Annotated in this window: 20 protein-coding genes; 12 read left to right on the top strand and 8 right to left on the bottom strand. The window is 62.0% G+C overall.

The features are described 5' to 3' along the window. The first annotated feature begins 11 nt into the window (after nucleotides 1-11). The 4 genes from G9X67_RS09390 to G9X67_RS09375 all read left to right on the top strand — a co-directional run bounded on the left by G9X67_RS09390 (nucleotide 12) and on the right by G9X67_RS09375 (nucleotide 5865). A complete protein-coding gene (locus tag G9X67_RS09390; RefSeq protein ID WP_138330182.1) occupies nucleotides 12-923 on the top strand; it encodes an NAD(P)-dependent oxidoreductase in 912 nt (303 codons plus the stop codon). Then, entirely contained in the window at nucleotides 920-2704 is a 1785-nt protein-coding gene (locus G9X67_RS09385) for a dihydroxy-acid dehydratase (RefSeq protein ID WP_171598544.1), read from the top strand. The genes G9X67_RS09390 and G9X67_RS09385 overlap by 4 nt, the downstream gene beginning before the upstream one ends. A gap of 130 nt (nucleotides 2705-2834) precedes the next feature. Beyond that, nucleotides 2835-4658: a GGDEF domain-containing phosphodiesterase gene (locus G9X67_RS09380; RefSeq protein WP_171598543.1), complete on the top strand. Its 1824-nt coding sequence runs from the start codon at nucleotides 2835-2837 to the stop codon at nucleotides 4656-4658. A 358-nt stretch (nucleotides 4659-5016) separates the two neighbouring features. Further along, on the top strand, nucleotides 5017-5865 hold the full coding sequence (locus G9X67_RS09375) for a GNAT family N-acetyltransferase (RefSeq protein ID WP_171598542.1): 849 nt from the start codon (nucleotides 5017-5019) through the stop codon (nucleotides 5863-5865). 24 nt (nucleotides 5866-5889) lie between these two features. Here the strand turns inward: G9X67_RS09375 and G9X67_RS09370 are convergent, their stop codons facing one another. Next, nucleotides 5890-6807: a DMT family transporter gene (locus G9X67_RS09370; RefSeq protein WP_171598541.1), complete on the bottom strand. Its 918-nt coding sequence runs from the start codon at nucleotides 6805-6807 to the stop codon at nucleotides 5890-5892. A gap of 191 nt (nucleotides 6808-6998) precedes the next feature. Here G9X67_RS09370 and G9X67_RS09365 point away from each other — a divergent pair, with 191 nt between their 5' ends. After that, entirely contained in the window at nucleotides 6999-8297 is a 1299-nt protein-coding gene (locus tag G9X67_RS09365) for an adenylosuccinate synthase (RefSeq protein WP_011653210.1), read from the top strand. A gap of 60 nt (nucleotides 8298-8357) precedes the next feature. After that, nucleotides 8358-10904 carry a hypothetical protein gene (locus G9X67_RS09360; RefSeq protein WP_138330188.1) on the top strand — a complete coding sequence of 849 codons (2547 nt, stop codon included), beginning with the start codon at nucleotides 8358-8360 and terminating at the stop codon, nucleotides 10902-10904. Between the two features lie 106 nt (nucleotides 10905-11010). On the opposite strand, the gene rpoH is transcribed toward G9X67_RS09360, so the two are convergent. Further along, nucleotides 11011-11919, bottom strand: coding sequence for an RNA polymerase sigma factor RpoH (rpoH, locus tag G9X67_RS09355; RefSeq protein ID WP_003542378.1), 909 nt, complete (start codon nucleotides 11917-11919; stop codon nucleotides 11011-11013). A 190-nt stretch (nucleotides 11920-12109) separates the two neighbouring features. Then, nucleotides 12110-13135: an RluA family pseudouridine synthase gene (locus tag G9X67_RS09350; RefSeq protein ID WP_138386788.1), complete on the bottom strand. Its 1026-nt coding sequence runs from the start codon at nucleotides 13133-13135 to the stop codon at nucleotides 12110-12112. A 42-nt stretch (nucleotides 13136-13177) separates the two neighbouring features. On the opposite strand from G9X67_RS09350, the gene G9X67_RS09345 reads away from it, so the two are divergent. Together G9X67_RS09345 and G9X67_RS09340 are read left to right on the top strand one after the other, a co-directional pair. Continuing rightward, a complete protein-coding gene (locus tag G9X67_RS09345) occupies nucleotides 13178-13564 on the top strand; it encodes a hypothetical protein (RefSeq protein ID WP_003542374.1) in 387 nt (128 codons plus the stop codon). A gap of 7 nt (nucleotides 13565-13571) precedes the next feature. Then, the gene (locus G9X67_RS09340; protein ID WP_138330190.1) at nucleotides 13572-14396 is read left to right on the top strand and encodes an RNA methyltransferase; all 825 of its coding nucleotides are present in this window, start codon (nucleotides 13572-13574) and stop codon (nucleotides 14394-14396) included. A gap of 74 nt (nucleotides 14397-14470) precedes the next feature. Here the strand turns inward: G9X67_RS09340 and G9X67_RS09335 are convergent, their stop codons facing one another. After that, nucleotides 14471-15634, bottom strand: a complete 1164-nt coding sequence (locus tag G9X67_RS09335) for a hypothetical protein (RefSeq protein ID WP_171598540.1) — start codon at nucleotides 15632-15634, stop codon at nucleotides 14471-14473. Nucleotides 15635-15750: 116 nt separating this feature from the next. After that, a complete protein-coding gene (locus tag G9X67_RS09330; RefSeq protein WP_003542368.1) occupies nucleotides 15751-16338 on the bottom strand; it encodes an EipA family protein in 588 nt (195 codons plus the stop codon). A gap of 194 nt (nucleotides 16339-16532) precedes the next feature. Here G9X67_RS09330 and G9X67_RS09325 point away from each other — a divergent pair, with 194 nt between their 5' ends. Together G9X67_RS09325 and G9X67_RS09320 are read left to right on the top strand one after the other, a co-directional pair. Next, nucleotides 16533-17180 carry a histidine phosphotransferase family protein gene (locus G9X67_RS09325; protein ID WP_171598539.1) on the top strand — a complete coding sequence of 216 codons (648 nt, stop codon included), beginning with the start codon at nucleotides 16533-16535 and terminating at the stop codon, nucleotides 17178-17180. 121 nt (nucleotides 17181-17301) lie between these two features. Continuing rightward, nucleotides 17302-17664: a response regulator gene (locus tag G9X67_RS09320; RefSeq protein ID WP_003542364.1), complete on the top strand. Its 363-nt coding sequence runs from the start codon at nucleotides 17302-17304 to the stop codon at nucleotides 17662-17664. 221 nt (nucleotides 17665-17885) lie between these two features. Here G9X67_RS09320 and ctrA read toward each other — a convergent pair whose 3' ends face one another. Next, nucleotides 17886-18587, bottom strand: a complete 702-nt coding sequence (gene ctrA / locus G9X67_RS09315) for a cell cycle two-component system response regulator CtrA (RefSeq protein WP_003542362.1) — start codon at nucleotides 18585-18587, stop codon at nucleotides 17886-17888. Between the two features lie 436 nt (nucleotides 18588-19023). Here ctrA and G9X67_RS09310 point away from each other — a divergent pair, with 436 nt between their 5' ends. After that, on the top strand, nucleotides 19024-19374 hold the full coding sequence (locus G9X67_RS09310; protein WP_003542353.1) for a hypothetical protein: 351 nt from the start codon (nucleotides 19024-19026) through the stop codon (nucleotides 19372-19374). A gap of 206 nt (nucleotides 19375-19580) precedes the next feature. Here the strand turns inward: G9X67_RS09310 and G9X67_RS09305 are convergent, their stop codons facing one another. Further along, complete coding sequence (locus G9X67_RS09305; RefSeq protein ID WP_171598591.1) at nucleotides 19581-19853, bottom strand: N-acetyltransferase; 273 nt, start codon at nucleotides 19851-19853, stop codon at nucleotides 19581-19583. Between the two features lie 55 nt (nucleotides 19854-19908). Here G9X67_RS09305 and G9X67_RS09300 point away from each other — a divergent pair, with 55 nt between their 5' ends. Next, nucleotides 19909-20475 carry a paraquat-inducible protein A gene (locus G9X67_RS09300; RefSeq protein ID WP_017961758.1) on the top strand — a complete coding sequence of 189 codons (567 nt, stop codon included), beginning with the start codon at nucleotides 19909-19911 and terminating at the stop codon, nucleotides 20473-20475. A 23-nt stretch (nucleotides 20476-20498) separates the two neighbouring features. Here G9X67_RS09300 and G9X67_RS09295 read toward each other — a convergent pair whose 3' ends face one another. Continuing rightward, nucleotides 20499-20774 carry a DUF1153 domain-containing protein gene (locus tag G9X67_RS09295; protein ID WP_007533628.1) on the bottom strand — a complete coding sequence of 92 codons (276 nt, stop codon included), beginning with the start codon at nucleotides 20772-20774 and terminating at the stop codon, nucleotides 20499-20501. Nucleotides 20775-20877 lie beyond the last annotated feature (103 nt).

Raw genomic sequence — 20877 nt, 5'->3', positions numbered from 1 at the left:
GGGAGGACTGAATGACGAGTTCGAGAGAAGGTCATGACGGCAGGCGGATCGCCTTTCTCGGCACCGGCCTGATGGGCGCGCCGATGGCTCGCCGGCTGCTTGGCGCGGGCTTTGCCGTCACCGTCTGGAATCGCGATGCCGGCAAGGCCGAGGCGCTTGCGGGAGACGGCGCGATCTGCGCTAAAACACCGGTGGATGCCGTTTCGGGTGCCGACGTCGTCATCACTATGCTCACCAACGCCGAGGCGGTGAAGGACGTGTTGTTCGACCGCGGAGCGGCCGATGCGATGACGCCTGGCACAACCGTCATCGACATGAGTTCGATCGCCCCGCATTTCGCCCGCGACCATTCGGCGAGGCTTGCCGACCGCGACATCCATCATGTCGATGCGCCGGTATCAGGCGGTGTCGTCGGGGCGGCAGCGGGTACGCTTGCGATCATGGCGGGCGGTGACAAGGACGTGGTCGACGGGCTTGCCGACGTCTTTGCGCCGATGGGGCGCGTGACCCGCGTCGGCCCAAGCGGGGCAGGCCAGCTCGCCAAGCTTGCCAACCAGCAGATCGTCGCGGTGACGATCGGCGCCGTCGCCGAAGCGATGATGCTGATCGAAGCGGGCGGCGGCTCGCAGGCGGCCTTCCGGGACGCCATTCGCGGCGGCTTTGCCGAGAGCCGTATCCTCGAACTGCACGGCAAGCGCATGGTCGAGCGGCAGTTTACGCCAGGCGGTTCGTCCAGCAACCAGTTGAAGGATCTGAACGCCGCCATGGAGACGGCGAATGCTCTGTCGCTGTCGCTGCCGCTGACGGCGGCGGTGCATGCCGAATTCAGCGAATTCGTCGCCAATGGCAATGGCGAAAAGGATCACAGCGGCCTGCTTCTCCATCTCGAAGAGAAGAATGCCCGGCCGGGAGGAAAGAAGTGACGGACAGCCATTCGCCGAAGCGGCGCCTACGTTCGCAAGACTGGTTCGACAATCCCGATCATATCGACATGGCAGCGCTCTATCTCGAGCGCTTCATGAATTACGGCATCACGCCGGAAGAGCTGCGCTCCGGCAAGCCGATCATCGGCATCGCCCAGAGCGGCAGTGATCTAACGCCCTGTAACAGGGTGCATGTCGAGCTTGCCAAGCGCGTGCGCGATGGCATTCGCGATGCCGGCGGCATTCCGATCGAGTTTCCGACACATCCGATCTTCGAGAATTGCAAACGCCCGACAGCCGCACTCGACCGCAATCTCGCCTATCTCGGCCTCGTCGAAATCCTCTACGGCTATCCACTTGACGGCGTCGTGCTGACCACCGGCTGCGACAAGACCACGCCTTCGGCGATCATGGCGGCTTCGACGGTCGATATCCCGGCGATCGTGCTCTCCGGCGGCCCGATGCTCGACGGTTGGCACGAGGGGGAGCTGGCGGGCTCCGGCACGGTGATCTGGCGGATGCGGCGGAAATATGCGGCAGGCGAGATCGATCGGGAGGAATTCCTGCAGGCGGCGCTCGATTCTGCGCCTTCCGTCGGCCACTGCAATACGATGGGCACCGCTTCGACTATGAATGCGCTGGCCGAGGCGCTCGGCCTTTCGCTGACCGGCTGTGGCGCCATTCCGGCGGCTTACCGCGAACGCGGCCAGATGGCCTACCGCACCGGGCGACGCGCCGTCGAAATCGTGTTCGAGGATCTGAAGCCATCGGATCTCCTGACGCGCGAGGCTTTCCTGAATGCGATCCGCACCAATTCGGCGATCGGCGGCTCGACCAACGCGCAGCCGCATCTGGCCGCGATGGCGAAGCACGCCGGCGTCGAACTCTATCCCGACGACTGGCAGGTGCATGGCTTCGATATCCCGCTGCTGGCCAATGTCCAGCCGGCGGGCGCCTATCTCGGCGAACGCTTTCATCGTGCCGGCGGCACGCCGGCGATCATGTGGGAACTGCTGCAGGCCGGAAAGCTCGACGGCAACTGTCGCACAGTGACGGGCAGGACGATGGCCGAGAACCTGGAAGGCAAGGAAGCGCGCGACCGCGAGGTCATCACGCCGTTCGCCGAGCCGCTGAAGGAGCGGGCGGGCTTCCTAGTTCTCAAGGGCAATCTCTTCGATTTCGCGATCATGAAGATGAGCGTGGTCTCGGAAGATTTCCGCCGGCGCTATCTTGAGGAACCCGGGCGCGAAGGCGTCTTCGAGGGCAAGGCGGTGGTCTTCGACGGTTCCGAGGACTATCACAAGCGCATCAACGATCCCGAACTCGGTATCGACGAAAATACCATCCTCGTCATCCGCGGCGCCGGGCCGATCGGCTGGCCGGGTTCGGCTGAGGTCGTCAACATGCAGCCGCCGGATCATCTCCTGAAGCGTGGCATCCGCAGCCTGCCGACGATCGGCGACGGTCGCCAATCGGGCACGGCGGACAGTCCCTCGATCCTCAATGCCTCGCCGGAAAGTGCTGCCGGCGGCGGCCTCGCCTGGCTTCGTACCGGCGATATCATCCGCATCGACTTCAACCACGGGCGCTGTGACATGCTGGTCGAGGACGCCGAGATCGAACGGCGCAAGGGCGACGGCATCCCGCCAGTGCCGGCGGATGCGACGCCATGGCAGCAGATCTACCGCCGCTCGGTGACGCAATTGTCGGACGGCGCGGTGCTGGAGGGAGCGACGGAATTCCGCCAGATCGCAAAGAACCCGCCGCGGCACAACCACTGATCTTGAGCTGCCGCAGACTGCAAGTCCTTTGATCCAAAAGGGGAAAGTCGTAACGAACAGTTCACCTAGTCACTAGTTCGGTCATCAGGACAAGGCTTCATTAATGCCGGCTTGAGACCATATTGCCGTTATGCAAGCTTCTAAGGCTGGGACCGCGTTGCCAGAGAAAAAAGCCACACGATCCGAACACGAGTTTCAGGATCTTCTGCGTCGGCTCGAACTCGCTCTCGATGCATCCCGGATCGGTGTCTGGGAGCACAGCATCGAGCAGGACGGGATCTTGTGGGATGCGCAGATGCATCGTCTCTACGAGACCGGCGAAACCTGCCGGCTGGTGCCGGCATCGCTTTGGTCGAACGCCATCCATCCCGATGATCGCGAGCGGGCTGAACGCGACTTCGAGCAGGCGATCGCGACGCGCGGCGCCTATAACTCACAATTCCGGATCGTGCTGCCGAGCGGTGAAATCCGCCATTTGCGTTCGCGCGCGCATTTCTATGTCGATGCGGAGGGTCTGCCCTCCTTCATCGGCGCCGAATGGGATGTTACGGCCGACGTCCTGCTCAACGCGGAACTCGCGCGGCAAAAGGTGGTGGCCGAGGCGAGGGCGCTGGCGCTGGAAGAAAGCAATGCTCGCATCGAGCATGTCGCCGATCATGACTATCTCACCGGCTTGCCGAACCGGCGCCTTCTCGACAAGCGGCTGGCGGAGTTGCCGGCCGACAAGAGCATCACGACGCTTGGCGTGCTGCATCTCGACCTCGACCAGTTCAAGCAGATCAACGACAGCCACGGTCATGCGGCAGGCGACGCCGTTCTCAGGGCCGCAGCACTTCGAATCACCGCCGCCATTCCTGCAAATGGCGTGGTCGCCCGCGTCGGTGGCGATGAATTCGTCATCGTGCTGGTCAATTTCACCGATCTCACTGAGCTGAAGCTGATCACCGAAGACCTCCAGCGTCGGCTGCGGAAGAAGATCCGCTTCGGCCAGGAGATGCTGCAATCCGGCGCCTCGATCGGCGTTTCCTGGAGCGGCGATCGGCGGGCGCGCAACCTGCTTGCCGAATCCGATTTGGCGCTTTACCAGGCCAAGAAGCTCGGGCGCAGCCGTGTCGAATTCTTCACGCGGCAATTGCAGGAGGATCTGCGCTCCAAGCGTCGCCTCGCCGAAGAGCTGAAGCTCGGGCTGGAGCGCGGCGAGATACTTCCCTATTATCAGGTGCAGCTCGACGCCCGGACCCGGGAGGTCATCGGCTTCGAGGCGCTGGCGCGCTGGAAACACCCCGAAAAGGGCGTGCTTGCTCCGGGGGTATTCCTGAAGATCGCCGACGAGCACGGGCTTGCGGCGGAGATCGACGCGGCGATCCTCAAAAGCGTTCTCGAAGACCGGTTGTTCTGGCTGTTGCGCGGCCTTGCGGTTCCGCGCATCGCCGTCAATATCTCGGCGTCCCGCCTTGCCGATCCGGCGTTGCTCGACAAGCTGAGGAAACTCGATATCCCGCCCGGCGCGATCGTCTTCGAACTGGTTGAGACGATTTTCCTCGACGACAGCGACGAAAAACTGCTCGATCATATCGGCGATATCAAACAGATGGGCATCGACATCGAGATCGACGACTTCGGATCGGGCCATGCTTCGCTCATCGGTCTCGTCAAGCTGCGGCCGAAGCGGCTGAAGATCGACCGGCAGCTCGTCACCGAGGTCGTCAGCTCCGCCGAGCAGCGGCGCGTGGTGGGGTCGATCGTGGAAATCGCCAAGGCACTCGATGTCGAGGTGATCGCCGAGGGCATCGAGACCGAGGCGCATGCCGTCGTGCTGGCGCAGCTCGGCTGCGACGGTCTGCAGGGTTATGCGTTCGGTTATCCCGCACCGGCGGCCGAGACAGAGCGTCTTTTCTCATCGCCGACGAGCCGAATCGAAAAGCAGAAGACCGCGATGCTGAACGGCCGGTGATCCTTCCGCGGGCGACGGTCGTCGCTCCCGGTTTTTTGCCGCGTTGCGGAGGTGATTTCGGACGAATGCTTCTCTCGTCTTTCAAATTGGCAGGCGGTATCTTTTCGACGCGGCTTTTTATTCGCACCGGCTGGAAGATAATTGAGGCGCAAGTAATTTTCTTGAGCTTGCAACGGCATTGTTTCATGGTAATGCGGAAACGAAGCTTTCTGTATTGCATCGAAAAATGATTATACGCGTCGTCAAGTCGATGAGCGCGGCTCTCCATCGTTCGCAGGTGCAATCGGGGGCTGGGGCCTGACAATTGCTTTGCCGTTGCCGGGATGGACTTGCGGGACATTCAATCTGGGAAAGTTGCATGAATTCGGAATTTGCCGTTCGTTCGATGCGGCCCGGCGAACTGGAACTCGTGCTCGAATGGGCGCGTCAGGAGGGCTGGAACCCTGGCCTCGACGATTCGCTTGCATTCAACGAGGCCGATCCGTCGGGATTTTTCGTCGGCTCCATCGGTGAAGTCCCCGTCGGCTCGATCTCGGTCGTCAAATATGGCGACACTTTTGCCTTCCTTGGCCTCTACATTGTCCATCCCGATTTTCGCGGCAAGGGTTACGGCAAGGCGATCTGGGCGACGGGCATCGCCAGCGCGGGAGACCGCACGATCGGTCTCGACGGCGTCGCCGCACAGCAGGACAACTACCGCAAGGCCGGCTTCGAACCCGCCTATTCCACTGTTCGTTACGGCGGTGTTGCTACTTCCTTGCCTGTCTCGACGCTTGTCGCGCAATCGGTGCTGGATTCACGCCTCGAAGGCCTGCAGCGATATGATTCGGCGATCTTTCCGCAGCCGCGGGATGCCTTCCTTGCCGCCTGGTGTACCGGCCGCAAGGGCCGTCGTTCGGCGGTGGTGCGGAAGAGCCACAAGATCCGCGGTTACGGCACGATCCGCCGCTGCTACGAGGGCTACAAGATCGGCCCGCTCTTTGCCAACGATGCCGACAGCGCCGCGGCGCTGCTTGCCGAATTGATCCCCGAGGCGAAAGGGGCCGCGGTCTTCATCGACATTCCCGCAGAGAACCACGAGGCGGTCGCGCTTGCCGAAGGTATCGGCCTTCAACCGGTATTCGAGACGACACGCATGTATCGCGGGCCGGCGCCGACCATTCCGCTGAAGCACGTCTTCGGCGTGACGACGCTGGAACTCGGTTAGAGCCTTTCCTGACCAGGAAAGGCTTTAATCCAAGGGTGAGGCGGGCACGGTTTGTGCCGAAGCTTTCGGACGGCCCTTTTCGGCGATCGCGATGCCGCCCAAGGTCAGCACCAGCGCGATCACATGGAACGACTGCAGCTGCTCGCCGATCAGTGCGACGGAGAGCAGCGTTCCGAACACCGGCACGAGATTGATGAAGAGGCCGGCCCGGTTGGCGCCGATTGCGACGACGCCCTTGATATAGAGGATCTGCGCCACCAGCGAGGGGAAGATCGCCGTGTAGAGAGTGATGACCCAGCCGGCCTGGTCCGGCCATTGCGCGGCACCGCGGCCCGCCTCCCAGAGGAGCAGCGGCAGCGAGGTCAGCATGGCGCCGAGCGCTGGGACCGCCATCAGCGTGCGCCAGTCGAGCGGCGGCTTCCAGCGCAGGAAGATCGTGTAGACCGAATAGGCGGCAATGGCGATCAGCATCAGCCCGTCGCCGCGGTTGAGGCTTAATTGCAGCAGCGTTGCGAGGTCGCCATGCGCGGCGGTCAGAGCGACGCCGATCAGCGTCATGCCGAAGCCGAGACATTGCGCCAGCGAGATGCCGGTACGGAAGAACATGAAATTCAGCAGGAAGATCAGCATCGGGATGCCGGCCTGCTCGATGGCGACGTTGATCGCGGTCGTATATTGTACGGCCGAATAGAGCATGGCGTTGAAAAGGGTGTAGCCGATGACGCCGTAGAAGAGGAGCAGCGGCAGGTTCTTCCTCACCACCGGCCAGTCCTTCCGCAGTTGCGGCACTGAAATCAAGGCGATCATCGCCACGGCGAGGAACCAGCGCAGGAAGGTCAGCATCATCGGGCTGATATGCCCGAGCGCGAGTTTGCCGGCGACGGAGTTGCCGCCCCAGCAGAGGGTGGCGATAGCGAGGCAGATATAGGCCGTGGCTTGCAAGAGCGTTCTTCCCGTCTTTCCGCGATCGCCGAGCGGCGTTTTGTGACGGGAAATAGCCTGTCGGCTGCTGATTTGTCACGTAAAAAGCCCAATCTGCTGTGACAACAGGGTCGCTTTCCAAAAAACAAAGCTTTATAGATGCGCGGGTTTGAGCAGGTGCGCGGTTCCGCGCCGGTAATAGGAAGAGTTGGATGACGAACGTAGTCGTGGTCGGTTCGCAATGGGGTGACGAAGGCAAGGGCAAGATTGTCGACTGGCTTTCGGAGCGTGCGGATATCGTTGTGCGCTATCAGGGCGGACACAATGCCGGCCATACGCTCGTCATCGACGGCACGAGCTATAAGCTCTCGCTGCTGCCGTCCGGCGTCGTGCGCCCGGGCAAGATGGCTGTCATCGGCAACGGCGTCGTCGTCGATCCGCATGCGCTGATCGCCGAGATCGGCCGGCTGGAGGCGCAGGGCGTGACGGTTACGCCTGACAATCTGCGCATTGCAGACAATGCGACGCTCATTCTTTCTCTGCACCGCGAGCTCGACGCGATGCGCGAGGATGCTGCGTCGAACAGCGGCACCAAGATCGGCACGACGCGCCGCGGCATCGGCCCGGCCTATGAAGACAAGGTCGGCCGCCGCGCCATCCGCGTCATGGATCTTGCCGATCTCGATAGTCTTTCCGGCAAGGTCGACCGTATTCTGACGCATCACAATGCGCTTCGCCGCGGCCTCGGCGTTGCCGAAGTCAGCCACCAGGCGATCATGGACGAGCTGACCTCGGTCGCCGATCGGGTACTGCCTTTCCGTGATACGGTCTGGCTCTTCCTCGACAAGGAGCGTCGCAAGGGCTCCCGCATCCTGTTCGAAGGCGCGCAAGGCACTCTGCTCGATATCGATCACGGCACCTATCCCTTCGTGACCTCTTCGAACACGGTGGCCGGTCAGGCGGCAGCCGGTTCCGGCATGGGACCCGGCTCGCTCGGTTATATCCTCGGCATCACCAAGGCCTATACGACGCGCGTCGGCGAAGGCCCGTTCCCGACCGAGCTGAAGGACGCGATCGGTGAGTTCCTTGGGGAAAAAGGTCATGAGTTCGGCGTGGTGACCGGACGTAAGCGGCGCTGCGGCTGGTTCGACGCCGCACTCGTGCGCCAATCGATCGCCACCAATGGCATCACGGGCATCGCGCTCACCAAGCTCGACGTGCTCGACGGTCTCGAGGAATTGAAAATCTGCGTCGGCTACATGCTCGACGGCGAACAGATTGATCATCTTCCCGCAAGCCAGGGAGCGCAAGCTAGAGTCGAACCGATCTACATCACGTTGGAGGGATGGAAGGAATCGACCGTCGGCGCCCGCAGTTGGGCGGATCTGCCGGCACAGGCGATCAAATATGTTCGCCAGGTCGAAGAGCTGATCGGGGCACCCGTCGCGCTCCTTTCCACCAGCCCGGAGCGGGATGACACGATACTTGTGACCGATCCGTTTGAGGATTAAGCTCACGGGTCACTGTGGAGGATGGTTCGGTAGAGTACCGGACTTCTTGAGAAAGTACTGATGGCGGATTTTATTGCAGTCATTCGGCGGGCCGTCGACGGCCTGGCTGAAAATACCCCCGAGATGCGGGTGAAAGTCTACGAACGTGCCCGCGGCGCAGTGCAGCGGCAGCTCGAGAACATGAAGCCGCGTCCGCCGGAAGCCATGCTGCAACGCCAGCTCGAAAAGCTCGAGGCTGCCATCCGCGAGGTGGAGGGCGAACACTCCGAGGCGATGCCGCTCGATGAGCCGGTTGCGGCCGCCGTCATCGCGTCGGAATCCTTCGAAGAACAAGCGGTTCCCGACGAAAGCGAACCGGCGTCGGCGCCGGAGACGGCTGCCGAGGAGCCGGTCTACGAAGCCTATGTGGAACCGCAGGCGGCCGAGGCCGTAGACGAGCCCGATCACGTGGAGGCCGCCGCACCGGAGGAGGCTGAGGAAGAGGTCGCTGCCGAGGAGCCTCTTTCCCCTGAAGCATCCGTTTCCGCGGAAAACCCTGTTCCGGCGGAAACCCCTGTTCCCGCGGAGACATCGGTTTCGCCGGAAACATCCGGTCCGGCCGAGACATACTGGCATCCCTCCCAGGAGGAGGAAGCGCCGGCCGAGGAATGGCATGCCAGCGAGGCGCGCAACGTCGCTGCCGAAGACGTGCCGGCCGAACATGACGGCTGGGAAGCGCCACCTGCCGAGCATCGCGACGAGCAAGCCGACGAACAGCATGCCGACGAGCAGCATCCCCTGGAAGCCGACGAGATCGCGGACGAACCTGCGGCGGTGGAAAGCGAGGAGCCTGAGGCTGAGGGGGCTTACGAGCCCGTCGAGCCGTTGCAGCCGATCACCCGCGGCATAGACCACGCATCCAACCGCCTGGTGGAGCCGGTCGCCGATTTCGATCGTCCGCAGGAGTTCGTCGAGCACAGCCGCGAGGAGCCGTTGCAGGCCGAAGTTGCGGCGCATTTCGACCCCGTCTGGACCGAGCCCGTTGCCGAAACCCCGGCTCCGGCGCCCAAGGATGCGGAGACCGAATGGGCGGAAGAGGAACTCCGGCAATATTCGGAGACGGCGCCGGCGCCGATTACCGCCGATGCCTCGGCGCGCGCCTTCGAGGAGGTGATATCGAGCCTCGAAAAAGTGGCACCCGCCGCCGTCATGCCGGCCGCCAAGGAAAGTTTTTCCTGGGAGACGGCTGCCTTCGACGATCTGCCGCCGATCGAGGCCGGCAACAATAAGAAGACGCCGGTTGCCTCTCATTTCGATGATGTCGATATCTTCGCCGAAGTACACAACGGCAAGCCGGCGCCTACTAGCGGCGCGCCGAGCGAGGACTGGCGAGAGGCGAAGGCGCTGCGCGGCTACGACCGCCGCGGCTCTGTCGCCGCTGATGACGATGACGCCAATCCGTCGATGGATATCGATCAGATTGTCGCCTCCAAGCTGCAGGGCAAGAGCTTCCGTATGGAGCCGAAGCGCCGCCGCTTCGGCATCGGCACCGTGATCACGCTCATCTTCGCACTCATCCTGATCGGTGGCGGCGCCTATGCCGGCTGGACGAACAGAGAGGCGCTGGTGGCGATGGTCGACGGGCTCGTCAGCTCGGCACCGTCGCAGGCGACCAGGAACGAGGCGGCAACCCCACCGGACGGCTCGACGACGACGCCTGCCCAGCCGAGCGCGGTGACGCCAGCCCAGCCAACCACACCAGGAGCGCAGAATACTCCAGCGGCGCCGGCGCAGCCGAACCCGAACCCGCAAGTAGCGTCAGTGAACAATGACGGCGCTGCGGCCAATTCGAAATTCACCCAGCGGCTGCTGACCGATGGAACCGAGGTCGACAGCGGACCGGCGACGGTGCCGGGAACGCCGACCGCGGAAGGAAAATCGGTCGCCGAACAGAATGTTGCGGCAGCCGATACGCCGCCTGCCAGCGCGCAGGGCGATGCGGCACCCGCCGACACGCGGACGCCGAACGGCCCGGTGGCATCGCCGCCGCAGACCGCGCCCGTCGGTTCGTCGCAAAAGATGTTCCTCTATGAGGAGCGCATCGGCCAGAGCTCGCCGACGGCCATCGAGGGATCAGTCGTCTGGAGCGTGCAGCACGAGGCCGGCCAGGATGGCCGGCAGGAGGCGACGGTGCAGGGCAATGTCACGGTTCCCGAGCGCAATCTCTCGGCTCTCGTGACCTTCAAGCGCAATTCCGATCCGTCGCTGCCGGCAAGCCATCTCGTCGAGATCGTCTTCTCAGTGCCGCCGAATTTCGAAGGCGGCAGCATCGACAGCGTCCAGCGCATCTCGATGAAGCGCACGGAGCAGGACCGCGGTGACGCGCTGATCGCGGTTCCGGCCAAGATCACCGACGATTTCCACATGATCGCGCTCAACGACTACCCCGATGCGCGCAAGGCCAATCTCGATCTGATGTCGACCCGCAACTGGATCGATATACCGATCACCTACCGCAACGGCCGCCGCGCGCTGCTGACGATGGAAAAGGGCGGTACGGGAACGGACGCCTTTAATACCGCGATCAAGGAATGGACTGCGCTCGGAGATGTGTCGACGAGCCAGTGACGGTTTCCCGATCTTGGCGCGGTGCCGAGGCTGCAGACAAAGATGAATGAAAAACAAAAGGCGGGCCGCAAGGACCCGCCTTCTTCAACCGTATCACGCGAGGGGTCTATGCCGTGGCTTCGACGACCCGGACGGCCTTGGCGCGTTCCAGGGCTTCCTTGCGGACGGCGTCCTGCACCTTTTCGAAGGCGCGGACCTCGATCTGGCGAACGCGTTCGCGGCTGATATCGAATTCAGTCGAAAGGTCTTCCAGGGTCACTGGATCCTCGGCAAGGCGGCGAGCCTCGAAGATGCGACGTTCGCGCTCGTTCAGCACGCTCATCGCTTTCGCCAGCATGCGCCGGCGGGTGTCGAGCTCGTCCTGTTCGATCAGCACGTCTTCCTGGCTGTCATGGTCATCCACCAGCCAATCCTGCCATTGGCCGCCGTCACCTTCGGCTGCCTTGATCGGCGCGTTCAGCGAGGCGTCGCCGGAGAGGCGGCGGTTCATCGAAATGACCTCCTCCTCCGAGACGTTCAGCTTGGTGGCGATCTCCGAGACGTGCTCCGGCTTCAGGTCGCCGTCATCGATTGCCTGGATGCGGCCTTTCAGCCGGCGCAGGTTGAAGAACAGCCGCTTCTGGTTGGCGGTCGTGCCCATCTTCACCAGCGACCACGAACGCAGGATATATTCCTGGATCGAGGCCTTGATCCACCACATGGCGTAGGTTGCGAGGCGGAAGCCGCGCTCGGCATCGAACTTCTTGACGGCCTGCATCAGGCCGACATTGCCTTCGGAGACGACTTCGCCGATCGGCAGGCCGTAGCCGCGATAACCCATCGCGATCTTCGCAACGAGGCGAAGGTGGCTGGTGACGAGCTTGTGGGCGGCATCGCGGTCACCATGCTCGGCATAACGCTTGGCGAGCATGTATTCCTGCTGCGGCTCCAGCATCGGGAACTTGCGGATTTCGTCGAGGTAACGATTGAGACCGGCTTCACCGGCGGTAATGGACGGCAAGGTATTTCGGGCCATAGTGCACCCTCCTAAAGTGAATTCCGGTCCCCGATGGAAACGCATCCTCGCGTTAAAAAAGGCAAACCGGGACGTGCGGCTCTACTGCGAGCCCGCACTAAGTCAGTATACAGATAAGTGTGGCGAAACGGCGGTTCAAGGTGCCGCTCACGCAGGTGTGAGTTGGGTAGGCGGCATTCGGAGCCCGGCTTTATCGCCGCAGTGCATCGACCAGTTCGACCATATCATCCGGCAGCGGCACCTCGAAATGCATGATTTCGCCGGTGCGAGGATGCTCGAATTGCAGCATGAAGGCATGCAGCGCCTGCCGGCCGAAACCGTTGACGACATTGCGGATCTCTTCGGGGAGGAGATTGGCCTTGGTCTTGAAGCCGGCGCCGTAAACCGTGTCGCCGAGCAGCGGATGGCCGATATGGGCCATGTGGACACGGATCTGGTGGGTGCGCCCGGTTTCGAGGTGGCACTCGACCAGCGAGGCGAACGCGGTCGCGTCCGGCTTCTCATGGAAGCGCTCGATCACCTGGTAGTGCGTGATCGCCTCGTCGGCGTCCTGACTGTCGGGGCGTTTGACGGCGCGGCGCGTGCGGTCGCCGGTGGCGCGGCCAAGCGGCGCGTCGACCGTGCCCGACAGCGTGCGGGGCCGGCCCCAGACGATTGCCTGATAGGCCCGCTCCAGCGGCGTGGTGCGGCCATGGTCGGCAAATTGCAGCGACAGGTGGCGATGGGCAATGTCGTTCTTGGCGACGACCATGACGCCCGTCGTATCCTTGTCGAGACGGTGGACGATGCCGGGGCGGCGCACGCCGCCGATGCCGGAGAGCGTATCGCTGCAATGGTGGATCAGCGCGTTGACCAGCGTCCCCGTCCAGTTGCCGGCGCCGGGATGGACGACGAGACCGGAAGGCTTGGAGATAACGATGACGTCGTCGTCCTCATGGAGGATATCCAGCGGGATATCCTCGCCCTGCGGCGTCGGGTCTTCCGGCTCGGGCAGCGTGAGTTCGAAACTGTCGCCGGTGCGCACCTTGCGCTGCGGGTCGGTGACGGGTTCGCCGCGCAGAAAAACCTGGCCGTCCTTGATCAGCGCCTTGATGCGGCTGCGCGAAAATTCCTCGCCGACCTGCGCCGTCAGCCAGGAGTCCAGCCGGCCTTCGGCAGTTTCATCGGCGGTCAGGACTTTTCTATTGCCGGCTGCTTGTTTAAAGGGGTCGCTCAAGACGCTTCTTCTCCGACGTATTTTTTAGAACGGGACGCACAGATGACAGCAATCGAGCCAGACGACCAGGAAGAGAAGCCCCTTGATCCGGCGATGGAAAGTGTCCGGCGCAAGATGGTCCGCCTGCAGATCGTCTCCGGCGCCATCATGTTCGTGAGCCTTATGGCGGTCTTCGGCGCGGTTGTCTACAAGGTGATGCACAGCGAGCCGAAGGAGACGGCGTCCGCTGTTACCGCCTCCGGCGTACCTTCGGATGCGCCGCTTGCGGCAACCGTTTCCCTGCCGCTCGGCTTCAAGGTGCAGTCCACTTCGTTTTCAGCTGGGCAGCTTCTGTTCTACGGCGAAACGGTCGAGGGCAAGAACAAGGCGCTGGTCTACGATCTCAGGACCGGCCGCACCGTCGCCGACGTCACTGTTACGGGCAATTGAGGCCGGCATGGCCGCCGTCCCGATCGACATCGACAGCGCCGACGATCCGCGCGTCGCTGAATTCCGCGAGATCCGCGAGCGCGACCTGACGGGGCGAGAGAGCCGCTTCATCGCCGAGGGCACCGTCGTGCTGCGCATGCTCGCCGAGGCGCATGCGGCAGGCCGCGGCTTTTTCGCCGAGAAGATCCTGCTGCTGCGCAACCGCGTCGAGGGCGTGCTGCCCATCCTGGAGCGGTTTCCGGCCGATGTGCCGGTCTATGTCGCCGGGGCGGATGTGCTCGACGGCGTCGTCGGTTTCCATCTGCATCGCGGCGTTCTCGCGCTTGGCCGGCGACAGGATCGCGGGGAGGCGGCACTTCTCGACGCACTGCCGGAACGGGCGCTGGTGCTCGTCGGCTGCGGCATTTCCAATCATGACAATGCCGGCTCGATGTTCCGCAATGCGGCCGCCTTCCGGGCGGATGCAGTGCTGCTCGACGAAACCTCCTGTGATCCACTCTACCGCAAGGCGCTGCGCGTCTCGGTCGGTTCGGTGCTGAGCGTTCCGCACCGCCGCGGCGGCAAGGCGCTGGATGTGCTCCTGGCGCTTGCCGAACGGAGCTTTGCCATCTGGACGCTTTCACCGCACGGCAAGACCGATATCCGCGCCATTCCGGCCTCGACGCGCATGGCGCTCGTCGTCGGGACCGAGGGCGAGGGGTTGCCGGAGGCGCTGCTTGCGCGATTCCAGAGCGCGCGCATTCCACAGTCGGAGGAACTCGACAGCCTCAATGCTGCGACGGCGACGGGGATCGCGCTGTTTTCCATGGCCTCGGCGATGGGCCGGGTCTAACGCATATCCCTCTCAAATCGGAATCGATTTTCTAGGTTCTGTGTCAATTCAAACATAATGGCGCGCCGCGCGTCCTATCGGACGCTCGGGGGATCGGCGAGGATCGCGGTTGCCCTGTCGGCAAGGCTGACACGATCGTTCGGGTTCTTTTCCGCAGCTTCGACGAGGAGCGTGCGGATCGGCGAGGAGGGACCCTCGTTCAGGGCGGTCAGCGCCACCATATTGGCGGCGATCGAGGCGATCTCCTCGCGGATCGCACCATCGCGTCCGGCTACGGCCTTTGCCTTTTGCAGGCGCTCGGCCAGGGCGGCGCTGCGTTTGCGGACATCCTCGCCCATCTCAGCCGTGACGACAGCGGTGTCGAGCGCGGACGCGGTCGTGTCTTCCGTAATTTCCGCCGGCAGCTCCGCGGCCATCCCGGCAAGGCCGGCGTCGCGCAGCACCCGGTTGACCTTACGGATCTCGACGTTGGCGGCCTTCAACTGCTCCTTCAACCTGGCGATCTCCTGCTGGCGGCGAGCGACCAGGTTTTCCTTTTCGGTGGCGGAAGCGCTATCGCGAGCGGCCTTGTCCTCCAGGCGGATCACCATATGCTGCTGCTGCGTCAGTTTCTGTTCGGCATCCTTGGCGCGCTTCTGCAGCAGGCTGACGTCCTGGCGCAGCGTGTCGCGTTCGTCGCGCAGCGTGTTGACGCGGAATTTCAGGCTCTCCGCCTCGGTCTCGCGTGCGGCCAGGTCTATTCTCAGCCCATCGGCCTGTTCACCGAGCTTGCTCAGCCGCGTCCGCATCGTCGCCAGTTCGCTCTCCTTGTTGGCAGCGGACTGCTCGGCAATATGCAGATTGGTCTTCAACTGGCTGATATAGTTCTCGTCCTTGCGCAGATGCGAGCGCTGGTCGGCCGCCTCGACATGCATCTCGCCGATCTGGGCCTGCAATTCGCCGATCTCGGCGGCAAGCCTGCCGGCATCGACGGCGAGGGCGTCGTGGCGAAGCTGGAACGACAGGGATTTCTCGCGCTCACGCAGAAGGTCCTGGGTGGTGCGGGCGTTTTCGGCGGCATAGAGCGCGCGCACCATGTCTTTCTGGGCGCGGACCTCCTGCGGGCTCAGCGGCATCGTCGCTTTCAGCCGGTTCTCGGTATACCAGACGATGCGGCGGTGAACGGCGGGCGAGACCAGAAAGACGAGGAAGGCCGCGGTCAGGAAGCCCAATCCGAACAAGAGAGCATATTCGATCACGGCGCGGCCATCGGTAAGAAGGTTGATACGAGGTCAGCCGCGATGATTAAGCACGCGTGACGCGCATGGCAAGGCCGCCGGTGGGGACGGCGGCAGATTCCAGCGGCTTTGAGGCCTCAGAAGGGGTTCCAGGTCGGCGCCTGGGTGATCTTGAGATAGCCGACATTGACGCCGAGGCGAGCACCGACGCCGGTGCGGATCGGCACGACCAGCACGTCGTTGTTCTTGAGCAGCGTCATGCCGAAGCCGGCGATCACATAGGCCGAGCCGCTGACACCGCCGAAGCGGGCATAGATGCCGTTGACGGAGGGCAGGTCGTAGACCAGCATCATCACGCGCGAGCCCTGGCCGCCGTAATCGAGGCCGAGCGAGGGGCCTTGCCAGTAGAGATTATGTTCGCCGGCGTTCTTGGTGTTCAGCTGGCCTTCGCCATAGGTAAGGCCGGCGATGAAGGCGCCGCCGCCTTCCTGTCCGAGGATATAGCCGTTCGGCAGGCCGTATTTCTGGAAGGCACTCTCGACCACTTTGGCAAGTCCGCCGCTGGCGGAGCCGAAGAAGGAGTGGCCGGCGTCGACGATTTCCTGCATCGTGTACTGGCCGTTGTCCTGGGCGGCAGCCGGCCCGGCAACCATCAGCGAGGAGAAGATGAGGGCCGAAAGTAACCTGCAGAAGCCGATGAATCGGTGCGGAAATTGAGGGCGCATGGTGTCATCCGTTCGTCGTTTGGCTAAGAGCGGGCAACCGCTCGCGGCGATTGGTGCATTTTGCGCCGATGATCTTAACAATCGGTTTACCAAATATGGTGTCATTATGGCACCGAGTACGATCGCAAACTTCGCGCAATTTTGATGAAGCATATTCCGGGCGCAATGAAATTGCCGCCCATCAGGAGACAATGATGTCCAAGAACCCCAATCTCACCCTGTCCGGCCCGGATCTGGCCGCGCTTCTTTGCAGCCGCGTTTGCCACGATGTCATCTCGCCGGTCGGCGCGATCAATAACGGGCTGGAGCTCCTGGATGAAGGCGGCGCCGATGCCGATGCGATGGACCTGATCCGCACCAGCGCGCTCAATGCTTCCGTCCGCCTGAAATTCGCACGTCTCGCCTTCGGCGCGTCGGGCTCCGTCGGCGCCTCGATCGACACCGGCGAGGCCGAGCGTGCAGCCAAGGATTTCGCCGTCGCCGAAAAAAAGACCGAGGTGATCTGGAACGGACCGCGCGCCATCGTCGCCAAGAACCGTGTCAAGCTGCTGCTCAACCTCTTCCTCGTTGCCTATTCCGCCATTCCGCGCGGCGGCGTGCTCGAGGTAACGCTCGAAAATCCCGAGTTCGATGCGAAGTTCAAGCTCACGTCCAAAGGCAAACTGATGCGCCTGCCGCCGAAGTTCGTCGAGATATCGACCGGCACTATCGAGGAGGCGATCGACGCCCATTCGATCCAGCCCTATTACACCGTGCTTCTGGCGCAGGAGTGCGGAATGTCGCTTGATCACAGCGCCAGCGCCGACGAGCTGGTGTTCACGGCAGTGGCTGCGGCAGCCTGATTTCGGGGCGCGGACCTGTGTCGGCGCCCCGTCCGGTAACGATTCTTTAGCCTGATGGACCTATTCTCCAGGGTTGTAAGAGGCCTCTTGCTGCGACGAATGCGGGGGCAAAGGAGCGACCATGCAAAGGTTCATGATCACCGATAATTCGGACATCGTCCGCAAGGTTGGCAAGCGCATTCTCTCCGAACTCGACTTTCTCGTCAGCGAGGCCTCCAACGCCGGCGAGGCGCTGCAGCGCTGCCAGGCGGAGCTGCCGGAATATCTGATCGTCGATTCCGGCATGGAAGGCGCCCTCGACCTCATCGCTGCCATCCGTGCCATGGAGGGCGGCAAAGAGGTCAAGATCTATTACTGCGTCGTCGAGGCGGATCTGAAGAAACTGATGGCAGGCAAACGGGCCGGTGCCACCGACTTCCTGCTGAAGCCGTTCGATCGCAAGATCCTGACCGCCGTTTTCGGAAATCGCGCGATCGCCGCCTGACGGGCAGATCTCTTTCCGCCGATATCGGCACCACCGGAGCATGATGCCGCGTGCAAGCGGTTTCGGCCGCCCCACGCTATTTCCTAGATCGAAAGAACAGCGGATTTCAGGTCGATCCGGCCTGAGGTGAGGGCGGATTCTTATTGCGCAGGCAGAAACGAAAAATCCCGCCGAAAAGGCGGGATCTTCGTTTATCCGATAAGGGGGATCGGAAAAAAATATCAGGCGGTTTCGGCGTATTCGGCACCGTCCGGCTCGCGAAGAACGTAACCACGGCCCCAGACGGTCTCGATGTAGTTGGCGCCGCCGGCAGCGTTGGCGAGCTTCTTGCGGAGCTTGCAGATGAAGACGTCGATGATCTTCAGTTCCGGCTCGTCCATGCCGCCATAGAGGTGGTTCAGGAACATTTCCTTGGTGAGGGTGGTGCCCTTGCGGAGCGAAAGCAGCTCCAGCATCTGATATTCCTTGCCCGTCAGGTGGACGCGCTGGCCGCCGACTTCGACCGTCTTGGCATCGAGGTTGACGATCAACTCGCCGGTCATGATGACCGACTGGGCGTGTCCCTTGGAGCGGCGGACGATGGCGTGGATGCGGGCGACGAGCTCGTCCTTGTGGAACGGCTTGGTCATGTAGTCGTCAGCGCCGAAACCGAGGCCGCGAACCTTGTCTTCGATGCCGGCCATGCCCGACAGAATAAGGATGGGCGTCTTGACCTTGGACAGCCGGAGAGTGCGAAGCACTTCATATCCGGACATGTCGGGCAGGTTCAGATCGAGAAGGATGATATCATAATCATACAGCTTGCCCAGATCGACGCCTTCTTCACCGAGATCGGTGGTATAAACATTAAAACTCTCTGATTTAAGCATCAACTCGATGCTCTGCGCTGTCGCGCTGTCATCCTCGATTAGAAGTACCCGCATAATTATCCCCTTTACCGCCGCCGAAAGGTGGTCTGGCCCCCTACACGATACCGAACACGCTACGTGATTTGAAAGCTGCCACGAAATGGTTAACAAATTCTAATTCACTCTGGCAAGGAGTATCGAATTTATTAAACAATTTTTCCATTTCTCTGTTTTCCAATAAGAATCTCAAAAAGGTGCTCCTCAACTTTAACATTAGGAAACAGCGCTAAGTGATTCATCCGACTCGCCAATGAAAAGGTTCGAACTTCATGCCTCGGCATTTACCGACCCTTAAATCATCGGGCCTATCATTAACGATGCCCGTAAACGAAAGGTTACCAGCGGTAGGTATTTGTTAATATCGCGGGAAATTTTTTAGCAAACCGTGTCAAAGCGGCGCGCAGGGCGGTTTCAAGTTGAGCCGGGGTCTCGCATCACGGGAGTAATGCGTATGAAGTCGCGAGAAAGTCTCGTTCGCCTGAAGGAATTTCAGGTGAACGAAAAACGACGTCAGTTGCAGCAGTTGCAGATGATGATGTCCGAATTCGAACGGATGACGAAGGATCTGGAGAGCCAGATCGTCGTCGAGGAAAAGAAGTCCGGTATTTCCGACCCGAATCACTTTGCTTATCCGACCTTCGCCAAGGCCGCGCGTCAGCGGGCCGACAACCTGCAGGTTTCGATCAAGGAACTGAAGATGCAGGAAGAGACGCTGGAAATGGCGCTCGAGGAGATGCAGGCGGAATATGCAAGGGCCACAGCGCTGGAAGAGCGTGACGGCGGCGCCAGAGCAAGGGCGTAACAGAAACGGCTGGGTGCCGGCTTCGGCGCCCTGGGATCGCCACTGAGAAGCCATGTATGATGGGCGCGCTGTCCGTTATACATGGCTTTTGGTGTTTGCCTTATGGCGTCGCTCCCATGCGAAACGAGATTCGTCCCCCGCGGGGACGATTTGTCTTATGCATGTCCTTGTCCCAAAACCCGCTGTGCGTTTTTGGGCGACATGCATTAATTCACGACATCCTTCCATTCCGGATGGCGTTGCGCCTGCGCCTTGAAAAATGGGCAGAGCGGGAAGATCTTCCAGCCGCCGGTGCGGGCTGCCTCTACGGCGTGGAGCGCCAGTGCCTGGCCGACACCTTTGCCGCGCAGCGCATCGGGAACGGCCGTGTGATCGATGATGACCAGCTTCGGCGATGTGCGTGAATAGGTCATCTCCGCCTCGTGCCCTTCGACCTCGGCCGCATAGCGGCCGCCGGAGACGCCTTCCTCACTTCGAATGTCCTTTCCTCATAACCGATATTGTCGTAGCGGACCGTGACATGGCGGCGCGGTCGTGCCAAGCCGTGGAGGCAATACGGGCAGGAGACAGAGTGTTCATGCAAAATGTCGGATCGATGAGAGGTTCAGGGCAATGAGTGCGCTTTCGATGGCTCGCCCCGTGCTTCTCGTGGCTGCGCCGTTCTTCCTGGCGCTCGGCCTCGTCTTGCCGCTGGTCCGTTTCGAGACGCTGTATTTCTTCGACGAAACGCCGTCGCTCATCGAAATCATCGTCTCGCTTTGGCAAGGCGGGGACGGGCTGCTGGCGGCAATCGTTGCCCTGGTTTCGATCCTGCTCCCGTTTCTGAAGATGATCGGCATCACCGTGGAGGCGATGGGGATCACCGCAGAAGCGACGGCCGCCGGGGGTGGGGCCGGCAGCCTGTTCTATCGTCGCGTCGTACCGCATCTGTCCAAGTGGTCGATGATGGATGTGCTGCTCGTCGCGATCGTCATTGCGGCGGCGAAGACGACGGGGCTGGCGGATGCCTTCACGCAGCCCGGCCTCTGGTGCTACGCGGCCTCGTCAATGATTTCGGGCCTTCTTCATTCCCTCATGGGAGATGCGTCCGGCCCGAAATAAATGTCGTCAATGCTGGGGTGTGATCAGTGACGATATTGCTGAATGCGCGTGGTGCGCAGGCCGGCAAGACCGTGGCTGTTGATCGACGACTGCCAGGACAGGAATTCTTCGACCGTGAGCGTGTAACGCTCGCAGGCCTCTTCCAAGCTCAACAAGCCACCGCGGACAGCCGCGACAACCTCTGCCTTCCGGCGAATCACCCAGCGCCGCGTATTGGGCGGCGGAAGATCCGCGATCGTCAGGGGGCTGCCATCGGGGCCGATGACATATTTTACTCGGGGACGTATCATTTCGGTCATTGGACTCTCTACACAACGCAAGACCACGAGCCCCACTCTAGCCTGCCACATTTAAAAATTGCCTAAACCCATCGTAAGACTTTGATAACAAATTTAGACGCCC

Origin of the sequence: Rhizobium sp. WYCCWR 11152 (genome assembly GCF_013087615.1) — a bacterium.
Taxonomy (GTDB): domain Bacteria; phylum Pseudomonadota; class Alphaproteobacteria; order Rhizobiales; family Rhizobiaceae; genus Rhizobium; species Rhizobium indicum.
The sequence above is the reverse complement of the archived record's forward strand: the minus strand, read 5'-3'. Positions and strand labels throughout refer to the sequence as shown.

What these genes read in the sequence shown, in the direction of transcription:
- G9X67_RS09330 (WP_003542368.1), bottom strand. Translation starts at nt 16,338, where the DNA reads ATGCGCCCTCAATTTCCGCACCGATTCATCGGCTTCTGCAGGTTACTT.
- G9X67_RS09345 (WP_003542374.1), top strand. Translation starts at nt 13,178, where the DNA reads ATGACAGCAATCGAGCCAGACGACCAGGAAGAGAAGCCCCTTGATCCG.
- G9X67_RS09340 (WP_138330190.1), top strand. Translation starts at nt 13,572, where the DNA reads ATGGCCGCCGTCCCGATCGACATCGACAGCGCCGACGATCCGCGCGTC.
- rpoH (WP_003542378.1), bottom strand. Translation starts at nt 11,919, where the DNA reads ATGGCCCGAAATACCTTGCCGTCCATTACCGCCGGTGAAGCCGGTCTC.
- G9X67_RS09375 (WP_171598542.1), top strand. Translation starts at nt 5,017, where the DNA reads ATGAATTCGGAATTTGCCGTTCGTTCGATGCGGCCCGGCGAACTGGAA.
- G9X67_RS09390 (WP_138330182.1), top strand. Translation starts at nt 12, where the DNA reads ATGACGAGTTCGAGAGAAGGTCATGACGGCAGGCGGATCGCCTTTCTC.
- ctrA (WP_003542362.1), bottom strand. Translation starts at nt 18,587, where the DNA reads ATGCGGGTACTTCTAATCGAGGATGACAGCGCGACAGCGCAGAGCATC.
- G9X67_RS09320 (WP_003542364.1), top strand. Translation starts at nt 17,302, where the DNA reads ATGCAAAGGTTCATGATCACCGATAATTCGGACATCGTCCGCAAGGTT.
- G9X67_RS09310 (WP_003542353.1), top strand. Translation starts at nt 19,024, where the DNA reads ATGAAGTCGCGAGAAAGTCTCGTTCGCCTGAAGGAATTTCAGGTGAAC.
- G9X67_RS09360 (WP_138330188.1), top strand. Translation starts at nt 8,358, where the DNA reads ATGGCGGATTTTATTGCAGTCATTCGGCGGGCCGTCGACGGCCTGGCT.
- G9X67_RS09325 (WP_171598539.1), top strand. Translation starts at nt 16,533, where the DNA reads ATGTCCAAGAACCCCAATCTCACCCTGTCCGGCCCGGATCTGGCCGCG.
- G9X67_RS09380 (WP_171598543.1), top strand. Translation starts at nt 2,835, where the DNA reads ATGCAAGCTTCTAAGGCTGGGACCGCGTTGCCAGAGAAAAAAGCCACA.
- G9X67_RS09295 (WP_007533628.1), bottom strand. Translation starts at nt 20,774, where the DNA reads ATGACCGAAATGATACGTCCCCGAGTAAAATATGTCATCGGCCCCGAT.
- G9X67_RS09365 (WP_011653210.1), top strand. Translation starts at nt 6,999, where the DNA reads ATGACGAACGTAGTCGTGGTCGGTTCGCAATGGGGTGACGAAGGCAAG.